The organism is Neobacillus cucumis (assembly GCF_002860255.1).
Taxonomy (GTDB): domain Bacteria; phylum Bacillota; class Bacilli; order Bacillales; family Cytobacillaceae; genus Neobacillus; species Neobacillus cucumis_A.
In genome coordinates this window covers 183,710-196,349 of the sequence record NZ_PGVE01000064.1, presented here as the reverse complement: position 1 = coordinate 196,349, position 12,640 = coordinate 183,710, and the positions used below count along the sequence as shown (strand labels likewise).

Genomic DNA, 12,640 nt, shown 5'->3' with positions numbered 1-12,640 from the left:
TCCAACTTTTTAAACTAAACTAGGTATAGAGAGGCTGTACAAAAAGGGGGACAAAACATGGTCAGAAAAATGGGGGTCTATGCAGTTTTGGCCTTTTGTTTATATGGATTGTTTTTTTACTGGTATTTATTTTACTTTGCGGATGCTTCATTACCGTTTGAATATCAAGGCTCAAAAGCAGACCCATCAACGTTCCTTAATGGGAGGGAGCTAGACCTAAGTGGAGAGTATTCAAAAATAAGAAATTTATTGTTCTTTTTATCCACTCCGTTTGAATGGCTTTTTTATTTTCTCATTCTATTATTTGGTTTTTCAAAGGCCTTTAAGCGCTGGGCTGATCAGTCTGCAAAGTACAAGATGCTGCGAATGCCGATTTATCTAATATGGTTATCCTTGTTTGCATTTTTAGCTACTTTTCCTTTGAGCTATATTAGTTATTCTTTATCTAGAACCTATCATATATCAACCCAAACTTTCACTAGTTGGATGAAGGATGAATTAATTGACTTCTGGATTAACTACGCGACATGGCTTATTATTGTTCCAGTCCTTTATTGGTTAATGAAGAAAAGCAAAAAGCGCTGGTGGCTATATGGCTGGCTGTTATCTGTTCCTTTTACTTTATTTATGATGTTTCTGCAGCCAGTAGTCATTGACCCTTTGTACAATGACTTCTATCCTTTGCAAAATAAGGAGTTGGAAACAAAGATTTTAACCTTAGCTGAGAAAGCAGATATTCCGGCAAAGAATGTGTTTGAGGTGAACATGGCAGATAAAACCAACGCTTTAAATGCCTATGTCACAGGGATTGGCTCGAATGCAAGAATTGTCCTTTGGGATACCACACTTAACAGGTTAAATGATAATCAAATTTTATTTATCATGGCTCATGAAATGTGCCATTACGTCGAAAAACATATTTATTTTGGAATAGCGGGATATTTACTTCTTTCACTGCTGGGACTTTATCTAACTTATAAAATAATGAACTGGGCAGTAAGGAAGTGGGGGAAGGAACTTAAAATTGACGATGTAAGAGACATACGTTCATTGCCGTTATTCTTTATGATTTTATCTATGCTTTTATTTGCAGCCAGTCCACTGACTAATCTCGCTTCACGTTATGAGGAAACGCGGGCTGATAAGTATGCCATCGAGATGACTAAAAATCCAGAGGCTGCAATCAGCTCTTTCCAAGAATTAACCCGATCTGGATTAAGCGAGGTTAACCCGCCGTTTCTGGTGAAGATATTCCGATATACACATCCATCGATGCTAGACAGAATTTCCATGTTAGAAGAATATGAAATTAAGCACCGCAATCAATAAGTATTTAAGGCCAAAGAAGTATTTCTTTGGCTGTTTTTTTGCACATAAAAAACCGCCATAATCGGCGGTTAACAATTTAAGTTCCGAATCGTTTATTAATTTTTTTAAGCTCAATAGAAAGGACCTGAAAAGTTTTTTTATCACGGGTGTCAATGGCCATGTCAATTTTACGAAGTAACTTTTCTTTTTCAACATTCAATTGGATTTCTGATAACAACATATCAATGTATAAATCCTGGACAAAGTTTTCTTTCATGCGAGTTCGTTTCATGGCACCACTCTTCATTAATTCTGAGTATGACTTGTCATTCATGAAAATCACCTCTGAGCTTTTTTAAAGTATATGGGGTTTTTTGCATAATATCAATACTTTTTATAATTTTCTGATTGTTTTCTTCTTGACAAATGATTGTGAATATTTTAGGAACATTTAAAGAAATTAAGGAAGTTAACAGGAGAAGAGTGGTAAAATATGGTCGATGATGAATTGTATTAAAGGAGTTGAGATTTTGACGCAGAAACAAACCGGTGATTACATAGTGAATTCCTGTACCATGTATATAAAACCCCAGGAGTATGGGAATAGAGTATACTCACTAATTGGGGAAGTCGAAGAGGAAATTCTTTGTCCATTAAAACCATTTAGTATTATTCAAAAAGGCTGCGCATATTATGGTGTTGATTATGAAGGAAGAAGGAAAGGAACAAGGCTATTGATCGACTACTCACGAAAACTCCCAATCGTGATAGAACCCATTAATAACATCTATACATTTTGTACGGCTTCTCCAGAAAACCCTAAATGTATTTGGTTTTTTGCTGAGCATATCAAAGACTATCGGCGTGTTTCCGCACGGGAAACAATGGTCATTTTCCGAAATAATCATTCCAACATTTTTCCTGTTTCTTATAATACATTTAATACCCAAATGTTAAGGACTTCCTATTTACAAATGAAGCTAATGCAAAGGGTCGAGTTTAATAAGGAAAAACTAATTTTATTTCTTCACGGTCCTAAGAATTCAAAGGCTTCAGAAAGCAGTGAGCTTTATTTGAATAAAAGAAAATAAATGACCTATCGGGATAGGTGTCTTTTTGAAAAGTATGTTTCTAATAATTCTTGGACTTTGTTTCGAATCCGCGGATTAAAATAATTATGATTTTCTTCGTAGCCCTTGTAGATAAACATGTACATCGTAAAAGCATCATCCCGTTTTATTTCAACTACCTTCATTTTATTCTTCTGCATGTATTGTTTAACCTCGGCTAATTCTCGTTGGATTTCCTTCATCGTTTCTTCAATTAAATTCAAATAAGGCTTCTTAAGTTTAAAAGGACTATTTTCTACAACAGCTAAATCTCGGTTAAGGACAATTAAAACCATCGGTAAATATATAGCCTTTTCCATGATGTCCCGGTCATTTTCAGGAATTCTTGTCATGTTTACTCCATCCTTTCTAAAAAAACGAACAAGTGTTCTTTGTTAATTTTAACAAAATCAGACTAATAAATGCAATAGGGATCAATTTATGAAAGCTTGTCATTAGACGAGCTTTCTTTGTTGCAAAAATACGGCAAGTTATGAGAAAGTTTTTATTAATAGAAGGATATTCGATAGGGGAAAATGAATTAAAATGAGAAAACTAAAAAAGAAAAAATCGTCATATTAAGTGAAGGGAAATTAGACGAATGGATGATAAACAAATGCGAGCTGATCGACATCAGAAAAAGAAAAAGAAGAGATGGCCGTCCATTTTATTTGTATTCCTGCTGTTGATTGCAGCAGTCTCAGGCTACGCTTATTATCAATACAAACAAGGCGTTAATCAGTCATTGAAAAAAATGAATCAAGATAAAAAAACTGCTAAGGTGGTTTATGATTTTGCAGGGCAGAAAGATCAGTACGGAGATACAAATGTTCTTCTGCTTGGAAGTGATGCTAGAGGAAATGAAAAGTCCCGTTCTGATACGATTATGATTCTACATTATAACGAAGACAAGGGGACATTCAAATTAACATCGATTATGCGAGACAGCTATGTCGCCATTCCAGGTCATACTAAGCATAAAATTAACTCTGCTTTTGCACGCGGCGGCCCTGAATTAATGCGACAAACGATCAAGCACAACTTTGATATAGATTTACAGTACTACGCTATTGTTGACTTTCAAGGCTTTGTACAGCTGATTGATGAATTATTTCCAAATGGCGTAGAGATGAATGTTGAAAAGAAAATGTCAACCAATATTTATCCGCCTTTACAACCAGGACTGCAAAGACTAAATGGAGCCCAAATGCTGAGTTACGTTCGTTTTCGTCATGATGCAATTGGTGACTTTGGTCGTGTGGAACGACAACAGAAAGCTATAAAGGCTATAAAGGATCAATTAAGTGGTCTTAAAACCATTGCTAAACTCCCTAAACTAATTGGGGTAGTTACACCTTATATAAATACCAATATGGCTACGACGGATGGGGTATCTATGGCCAAGGATTTCCTTTCAGGTGACCAAAATATTGAGACCCTTCGGATTCCCGTTGATAATAGCTTTACTGAAGAGAGAATCAGCGGAGAAGGGGCGGTACTTGATATTGATGTGGAGAAAAATAAAGAGGCTCTTCATCAATTTATTACAAAGTAAGATAAAAAAAGGAGAAAGCGTGATGGACTTCGAATCACTTAAAGCTTGGTTTACACTTGAACATATAATGAGCCTTATACAAGAGTATAAGGCTCTAGGACCGATTCCAGGCATATTGTTGGTTGTAGTGGAGGCATTTCTTCCTTTTCTCCCCTTATTTGTATTTGTCATGGCAAATGCCAATGCCTTTGGACTTTGGCTTGGTTTTTTGTATTCCTGGCTAGGGGCCTGTTCAGGCGCTATGCTAGTTTTCTTTCTAGTCAGAAGGTTTGGTCAAAAACAGTTATTATCATTTTTACCCAGGCATCCTAAAGTCCGTAAGCTCATGGATTGGCTAGAACGTCATGGGTTTGGGCCACTTTTTTTACTATTGTGTTTTCCATTTACCCCATCAGCGGTTGTAAACATTGTTGCTGGTCTTTCAAGAATTAGCTTTGCTCAGTACATGCTGGCAGTGAGTATTGGAAAGATGGTAATGATTTTTACAATGAGCTTTATCGGTTATGATCTTAATTCGTTGATTACTAAGCCTCTTCGAACGGTCATTGTTTTGCTTGTAATGTTTATTCTCTGGTTAGTAGGGAAAAGAATTGAAAGTAGAATGAATAATCGAGTGGAAATTGACCATAATGGTGAAATAGATAGAAAGAAAGAGAAGGAGAAACGGAGGAGCGTCCATGAAGATTGAATGGAAAAAAGAAGGTATGGAATGGGTTAAGGCTTTTGCGATAGGAATCATTATTTTTGCGTTTATTCGAACTTTTTTCTTTTCTAATTATATCGTAGAAGGCGAATCAATGATGCCGACTCTCCAGGACGGGAACAAACTCGTAGTCAATAAGCTTGGTTATCAGGTAGGCGAGTTAAACAGGTTTGATGTGATTGTTTTTCATGCTAATGCTAAAGAAGACTTTGTAAAGCGTATTATCGGGCTGCCGGGTGATAAAATTGAATATCGCGAGGATACATTATATATTAACGGTCACAAATATGACGAGCCATTCTTAGCTGTTTATAGAAAGAAATCCCCTGGTTTAAAGTTAACAGGAGATTTTAGTTTGAAGGAAATAACTGGTGAAAATACTGTACCTGAGGGGAAATTATTCGTTCTTGGGGATAACCGCCTAGGCAGTTGGGACAGCCGGCAATTTGGCTTTATAAACGCTAGTCAGGTTGTCGGTAAAGTTGATTTACGCTATTGGCCACTGAATGAAATAAACGTACATTTTTAAATAAGTTTCAGATGACACGATTTGATAAATCGTGTTTTTTTATTTTACATTTTTCTACCACTTTTGGATTGAACTCGTTGGTGAAAATCCAAACATTTGTGCTCTTTTGTGATAGAATGAGAGATACAAAGTACTTGCGAAAAGGAGGTTTACTTATGGCATTAAGAATGATTACCGGCCGGTCTGGAAGTGGAAAAACCGCATTGTTACTTAATGAAATACGTGACCGTCTAGTAGAAAATCCGGAAGGCAGCCCAATTATTTATATAGTTCCAGAACAAATGACATTTTTAACGGAATATCGTTTGGCGACAGACTCACGTATCGGCGGAATGATTCGGGCCCAGGTATTCAGCTTTTCACGTTTAGCATGGCGAATTCTACAGGAGACAGGCGGGATAACCCGTACTCATTTAAGCAGTGTTGGTATGAACATGTTAATTCGTAGAGTTATAGATGAACAAAAAGAAAACTTAAACATTTTTCAGCGGTCGGCTGATAAAAATGGCTTTGTCCAGCAGCTTGAACAAATGATTACTGAATTTAAGCGGTACTGTATCAGTCCGGAGGAGTTAATTCAAAAATCAGCTCAGCTTGAAATGGATAGCACTTCCTCCAAAGCCTTGCATGATAAATTAACTGATTTAGAAAAGGTTTATTCCAAATTTGAAGATGAAGTCTTTGGTAAATACATTGATTCAGAAGATTACTTCCGCCTTTTGACAGAAAAAATTTCAGTCTCATCCTACCTTAAAGAAGCGGAAATTTATATAGATGGGTTTTACAGCTTTACGCCGCAGGAGTATCAAATCATCTCAGAATTAATGAAACAGTGTAAACGTGTATCAATTGCAATGACTACAGACCGAATGGCTTTTGATTTTACACCAGATGAACTCGATTTGTTCCGCGCATCGGCTGATGCCTGTTATAGCCTTTATGATATGGCTAAAACAAACGGTATCGATATAGAAGATCCAATTACACTAACGGAACAACGAAAATGGACATCTGTTTCTTTACATCATTTAGAAAAATATTTTGATACTCGTCCAGCATTACCACTTCACGGGAAAACTGAGATTCAAATTAGCCAGGCTGTTAATAGAAGGGCAGAAATTGAAGGAATTGCACGGGAAATCCGTCATATCATTCAATCAAGTGGATACCGTTACCGAGATATCGCTTTGTTAATCAGAAATGGCGGGGACTATCATGAAATTGTCGAACCGGTTTTTGACGATTATCAAATTCCTTATTTTATTGATCAGAAAAGGACAATGCTCAATCATCCCTTAATTGAATTAATTCGTTCCACGCTTGAAATCATTAACTCTTTCTGGCGTTATGAACCAGTATTTAGAGCGGTAAAAACAGAATTGCTGTATCCACTAAGGGAAAATGCTTCTAAAATGCGTGAAAAGATGGACAGGCTTGAGAATTATTGTTTAGCCTATGGCATTAATGGCAGCAAATGGACGAAAAAGGACCGTTGGTTATACCGGAGGATAAGAGGGCTGGAATCAACGGGAGGTGCCCAAACGGACGCCGAAAAAGAAATTGAGAATGAATTAAATGAATTAAAACTTCTCATTACAGCACCCATATTACGTTTGTCCAGACGCTTGAAAAAAGCTGATACTGGACGTAAGCTTTGCGAGGCAATTTATTTATATTTGGAAGAATTGGATATACCAGATAAACTTGAAAATTGGAAAATAGCTGCTGAGGAGAATGGTGATCTTGTAAGAATGCGTGAACACGAACAAGTGTGGAACGCTGTAGTTGACCTTCTCGATCAATATGTAGAAATATTAGGCAATGAGCAAGTTAGTTTACAAGACTTTGCTGCAGTTTTAGAAGCGGGTTTTGATTCCTTACATTTTTCACTTATTCCGCCTGCACTCGACCAAGTATTAATAGGGGACCTTGAAAAATCGAGATTAAATGATATAAAGATTGTTTTTGTTGTTGGTGTCACTGAAGGAGTGTTACCAGCAAAAATCTCTGATGACGGCATTCTTTCGGATGAGGACCGAGAACTGCTGTTAGCAGCAGGAATGAATGTAGCGCCAAGCAGCCGTACCCGCCTGCTAGATGAAAATTTCCTTGCCTATAAAGCCTTTACGGCACCATCTGAGTTTCTTTATGTTAGCTATCCGCTTGCCAACGATGAAGGTAAAGCTTTAATTCCTTCGTCTTATATTAAACGTCTTAAGGATATGTTTCCTGACCTTCAAGAAGCTTATTATGTTGCAGACCCTTCAGAACTTGAAGAGGAGGGGCAATTGGGGTTTGTGTCTAATTTTACAACCACCTTATCCTACTTAAACACACAACTGCAATTGAAAAAGAGAAACTATCCGATCGCTGATTTGTGGTGGGATGTGTATAACTACTATCTAAATAGCCCATGGAAAAATAAGGCCAAAAAAGTATTATCCAGTCTTTTTTATACAAACAGCACGGTCCAGTTATCCTCTGAAGTTGCGGATGCATTATATGGGGATGTTATTCAAGCAAGTGTTTCAAGAATGGAATTATATAATGGCTGTGCTTTTTCGCATTTTGCCCAGCATGGGCTAAAGCTTCGCGAACGGCAAATTTTCCGTTTAGAAGCACCGGATATTGGAGAATTATTCCATGCAGCTTTAAAACAAATTGCCGAAACAGTAAACCAACAAAATATCTCTTGGGCTGAGTTAACTCGTCAGCAATGTGAACATCTTTCAAGAGAAGCTGTCAAAACCTTGGCGCCGAAACTGCAAAATGAAATTTTATTAAGCTCCGAGAGGCACCATTATATTCAGCGAAAGCTAGAACAAATTATTACCCGTGCATCTATCGTTTTAAGTGACCATGCAAAGGTAAGTGGATTCTCTCCAATAGGTTTAGAATTAGGTTTTGGACCGAATGGGGAATTGCCCCCTCTTACTTTTGCATTAAAGAATGGAAAAAGAATGGAATTAGCTGGACGAATTGACAGGATTGATAAAGCGAATGGAGAAGATGACCATGTCTTCTTACGGGTAATAGATTATAAATCAAGTGAAAAAGATGTAAATATGACAGAAGTATACTATGGTTTAGCTTTGCAGATGCTGACCTACCTTGACATCGTCATGACACATTCAAATGAATTGGTTGAAATGAAAGCCAGCCCAGCTGGAGTCCTTTACTTTCATGTTCATAATCCTTTTATTAATACAAAGAAAATGCTCACTATTGATGAAATTGAAAAGGAAATAATGAAAAAGTTTAAAATGAATGGGTTAATGCTAAGTGATCAAAAGGTCATCCAGCTGATGGACCAATCTCTTGATTCAGGGGACTCACAAATTGTAGCAGCTGGAATCAAGAAAGATGGTAACTTATCTAAAAGATCGAAAGTTGCAAGTTTAGAAGAATTTGACCGGCTTAGAAACCACGTTCGGTCGATCTATAAGCAAACAGGTAACGCCATTATTAACGGAAAAATTGATATATCACCATTTAAATTAAAGGATAAAACACCGTGTACTTTTTGTTCTTATAAATCGGTTTGTCAATTTGATGAATCTATTGAAAGCAATCATTATCGGATTCTTACACCCCATTCTAAGGATGAGGTGATGGAATTGATCAAAGGGGAGGTTTCTGGAAATGAATAGTATTGTGATTCCTCCAAAGCCAGAAGGAGTTACCTGGACGAATGATCAATGGAAGGCGATTGCAGCCAGAGATAAGGATATTCTTGTTGCCGCAGCAGCAGGTTCAGGTAAAACGGCAGTTCTTGTGGAAAGGATCATCCAAAAAATCCTTTCTAAAGATGAATCGATCGATGTTGACCAATTATTAGTAGTAACGTTTACAAGTGCTTCTGCCGCCGAGATGCGGCATCGAATTGGTGAGGCGCTTGAAAAAGCGATTGATCAAAATCCTGAGTCAAGAAATTTACGCAAACAGCTTAGTTTATTAAATAAGGCAACCATATCCACTCTGCATTCTTTTTGTATGGAAGTCATCCGTAAGTATTATTATTTAATCGATGTCGATCCTGGCTTCCGAATCGCTGATGAAACAGAGGCCCAATTAATTAGGGATGAAGTAATGGAAGAATTATTTGAAGAGGAATATGGAAAAAAGGAAAATGAGGCATTTTTTAATTTAGTAGATTCCTTTACAAGTGATCGCAGTGATGCGGCCTTAATGGATATCGTTCGTTCCATCTATGACTTTGCTCAGTCCAATCCTCTTCCAGATAGTTACTTAGAAACGATGGTTTCTATGTATCAAGTGGAGAAAGTATCAAATATTGAGGAGCTGTCCTTTATCGGTGCACTTCTTTTTGATATTAAATTGCAATTAGAAGCTGCAAAAGAAATGATTAATCAAGCTCTTGAACTCACCAAACTTCCAAATGGCCCGGCACCACGTGCAGAAAACTTTTTAGATGATTTGCAAGTCATTGATACTCTGATGTCAGCAGAGCAGGATTCATGGAACACGCTTTACCAGGCCATGCAAACATGGTCTTTCTCTAGAGCTAAACAGGTAAAAGGTGATCACTATGACAAGGAATTAACTGAAAAGGCGCAAAAACTTCGGGACAAAGCAAAGAAAAAAATTCAAGGTATAAAGGACGAACTTTTTTCTCGCCGGCCTGAAAGCTTTCTGCGGGATATGGAAGAAATGCGTCCATTAATTGATACCCTTGTTTATTTAGTAAAAGAGTTTTCAACACGTTTTGCGAAAGCTAAACGGGAAAAGGGTCTAGTAGATTATAACGATCTTGAGCATTATTGTCTTGCTATTTTAACAGAAGGAGTCAAAGAGAATGGCGAATTCCTTCCATCCGAAGCGGCACTTGCTTACCGCCGTCATTTTAAAGAGGTTTACTGCGACGAGTACCAAGATACGAATATGGTGCAGGAGACCATTTTGAAGCTGGTAGCAAAAGATGAGGAGGAAACGGGTAATCTCTTTATGGTAGGAGATGTTAAGCAATCAATTTATCGTTTTCGCTTAGCTGAACCACAGCTTTTTCTTTCCAAGTATAATCGTTTCACTGTGGACGGTTCCGTGTCAGGACTCCGGATTGATCTTGCTCAAAATTTTCGAAGCAGGAAAGAGATACTTGATGCCACTAATTACCTATTTAAGCAGATAATGGGGGTAAAAGTAGGAGAAATTCAGTATGACGAGGCGGCCGAACTCCGAAACGGTGCACCATATTCTGAAGAGAGGGAATATCCGGTAGAGTTAATACTAATTGACCAAAATGCTGAAAGTCAAACCCCTGAAGAACAAGAACCAGAAAATGATACACAAGTGGTTGAATTCGATGTAGCGGACCTTGAACAGTCTCAACTTGAAGCGAGGGTTATTGCAGCAAAAATTAAAGAATTAATCTCGAGTGGTTCACCTGTATATAATACGAAAACAAAAAAGGAAAGACCATTAATGTATCGGGATGTAGTTATTCTTTTAAGGTCTATGACCTGGGCACCGCAATTTATGGAGGAGTTCAAACAGCAAGGAATACCTATTTATGCAAATTTATCTACTGGTTATTTTGAGGCGACAGAAGTATCCATCATGATGTCTCTTCTACGGGTTATTGATAATCCATATCAAGATATCCCGCTTGCTTCTGTCCTCCGCTCCCCTATTGTTGGACTAAATGAAGAAGAATTATCAAAGATAAGGATAGTCAAAAAGCGTGGGTCGTTTTGGGAGGCTGTTTCTTCCTTTTGTTTAAGTAATACCGATGAAGTGAATGAACCATATTATGAAAAAGTTCGAATCTTTTTTGACCTATTAAAAGAGTGGCGCTCTTTGGCAAGACAAGGTTCACTTTCTGAGCTAATCTGGCAGCTTTACCGTGATACTCAATTTTATGACTTTGTTGGCGGGCTGCCTGGCGGTAAGCAGCGTCAGGCAAATTTACGAGCTTTATACGACAGAGCACGTCAGTATGAACAGACTTCTTTCCGTGGATTGTTTCGATTTTTACGATTTATTGAGCGGATGATGGAAAGAGGAGATGATCTTGGGGCTGCGAGAGCACTGGGCGAGCAAGAAGATGTTGTCAGAATTATGACTATCCATAGCAGTAAAGGATTAGAATTCCCGGTTGTTTTTATGGCTGGGATGGCCCGGAATTTTAACATGACTGATATTCGTAAACCATATATGCTTGATAAAGAATTTGGATTTGCATCTAAATATGTAAATGCTTCAAAGCGTATCTCCTATCCTTCTTTACCTCAAATCGCCTTTAAACAGAAGAAGAAGATGGAAATGCTGGCCGAAGAGATGCGCGTTCTTTATGTTGCGATGACGAGGGCTAAGGAAAAGCTCTATATAACTGCAACATTAAAAGATGCAGGAAAACAAATTGACAAATGGCGAGATGTTTCTACAAATACCGAGTGGCTATTAAAAGACTATGAACGGGCCGGTGCAATGAGTTATATTGACTGGATTGGACCATCGTTAATGCGCCATCAAACTTCCCATGAATTCCTTGATGAAGGAGAAAGAAGTTTACAGATTCCACAGGAAATTTCTAACCATCCTTCAATTTGGAAAATAACACTTCAGCATGCGGATGAAATAAAAAAAGAGGCTATTACAATAGAGAATGAAGAAGATGAATGGTTAAATAGGGTTCAAAATTTTGAGCAAATGCCATCTGAATCGAACTTAGCAGAAAAAATTCATGCACGGCTTACATGGGAATATCCTTTCCCAGGATCCGCAAGCCACCGTTCTAAGCAAACTGTATCGGAAATTAAACGCGTCCGGGAATTCACGGATGAATATAGCAGTAAAGAACTCGTAGGGCGATTCAGTAAATCTATTTTGAAACGGCCGAAGTTTATGCAGGAAAAACAATTAAGCCCTGCTGAACGGGGGACGGCAATGCATATGGTTATGCAGCATGTGGATTTGACAAAAGAAGTCAATGAAAATGCCATCGTGGAACAGTTAGCCTGGATGGTTAACAATGAACTGTTAACAGCAGAACAGAGTGAAGTCATTGATGCAAAATTAATTGCCCAATTTTTTACTTCATCATTGGGACAAAGGTTTTTTTATGCAAAAGCCGTTCACAGAGAAGTCCCCTTTACGGTTTCCTTGCCTGCAAGAGAGGTTTATCCTGATTGGAATGAAGGAGATGAATCTGTCTTCGTACAAGGGATTATTGATTGTATCTTAGAGGATGAAAATGGTCTAGTGTTAATAGACTTTAAATCAGACGGAATAACAGACAGATATAAAGGCGGTTTCCAACAGGCTAAATCAATCCTTGAAGATCGTTACAAAGTGCAAATTAATTTATATACTAAAGCCATTGAACAGATTTGGAAAAGAGATGTTGCCGAAAGATATCTATTTTTCTTTGATGGTGCACACGTATTAAAAGTAGATTAAATAAAAAATGACATAGA

Annotated in this window: 9 protein-coding genes; 7 read left to right on the top strand and 2 right to left on the bottom strand. The window is 37.7% G+C overall.

Annotation, left to right across the window (positions count from 1 at the left end):
* The first annotated feature begins 57 nt into the window (after nt 1-57).
* Nucleotides 58-1,329: a M48 family metallopeptidase gene (locus CVD27_RS17500; RefSeq protein WP_101649178.1), complete on the top strand. Its 1,272-nt coding sequence runs from the start codon at nt 58-60 to the stop codon at nt 1,327-1,329.
* A 76-nt stretch (nt 1,330-1,405) separates the two neighbouring features.
* Here the strand turns inward: CVD27_RS17500 and CVD27_RS17495 are convergent, their stop codons facing one another.
* On the bottom strand, nt 1,406-1,642 hold the full coding sequence (locus tag CVD27_RS17495) for an IDEAL domain-containing protein (RefSeq protein ID WP_101649177.1): 237 nt from the start codon (nt 1,640-1,642) through the stop codon (nt 1,406-1,408).
* A gap of 196 nt (nt 1,643-1,838) precedes the next feature.
* Between CVD27_RS17495 and CVD27_RS17490 the strand changes: the two genes are divergently transcribed.
* A complete protein-coding gene (locus CVD27_RS17490) occupies nt 1,839-2,399 on the top strand; it encodes a competence protein ComK (protein ID WP_180960334.1) in 561 nt (186 codons plus the stop codon).
* Between the two features lie 5 nt (nt 2,400-2,404).
* Here CVD27_RS17490 and CVD27_RS17485 read toward each other — a convergent pair whose 3' ends face one another.
* Nucleotides 2,405-2,770 carry a hypothetical protein gene (locus tag CVD27_RS17485; RefSeq protein ID WP_101649175.1) on the bottom strand — a complete coding sequence of 122 codons (366 nt, stop codon included), beginning with the start codon at nt 2,768-2,770 and terminating at the stop codon, nt 2,405-2,407.
* A 248-nt stretch (nt 2,771-3,018) separates the two neighbouring features.
* On the opposite strand from CVD27_RS17485, the gene CVD27_RS17480 reads away from it, so the two are divergent.
* The 5 genes from CVD27_RS17480 (at nt 3,019) to addA (ending at nt 12,623) form a co-directional block, all read left to right on the top strand.
* A complete protein-coding gene (locus CVD27_RS17480; protein ID WP_257984408.1) occupies nt 3,019-3,972 on the top strand; it encodes an LCP family protein in 954 nt (317 codons plus the stop codon).
* A 22-nt stretch (nt 3,973-3,994) separates the two neighbouring features.
* Nucleotides 3,995-4,660, top strand: a complete 666-nt coding sequence (locus tag CVD27_RS17475) for a TVP38/TMEM64 family protein (protein WP_101649174.1) — start codon at nt 3,995-3,997, stop codon at nt 4,658-4,660.
* The gene (gene lepB / locus CVD27_RS17470) at nt 4,650-5,204 is read left to right on the top strand and encodes a signal peptidase I (RefSeq protein WP_101649173.1); all 555 of its coding nucleotides are present in this window, start codon (nt 4,650-4,652) and stop codon (nt 5,202-5,204) included. Before CVD27_RS17475 ends, lepB begins: the two co-directional genes overlap by 11 nt.
* 155 nt (nt 5,205-5,359) lie before the next feature.
* Complete coding sequence (gene addB / locus CVD27_RS17465) at nt 5,360-8,854, top strand: helicase-exonuclease AddAB subunit AddB (RefSeq protein ID WP_101649172.1); 3,495 nt, start codon at nt 5,360-5,362, stop codon at nt 8,852-8,854.
* Nucleotides 8,847-12,623 carry a helicase-exonuclease AddAB subunit AddA gene (gene addA / locus CVD27_RS17460; protein ID WP_101649171.1) on the top strand — a complete coding sequence of 1,259 codons (3,777 nt, stop codon included), beginning with the start codon at nt 8,847-8,849 and terminating at the stop codon, nt 12,621-12,623. The genes addB and addA overlap by 8 nt, the downstream gene beginning before the upstream one ends.
* Nucleotides 12,624-12,640 lie beyond the last annotated feature (17 nt).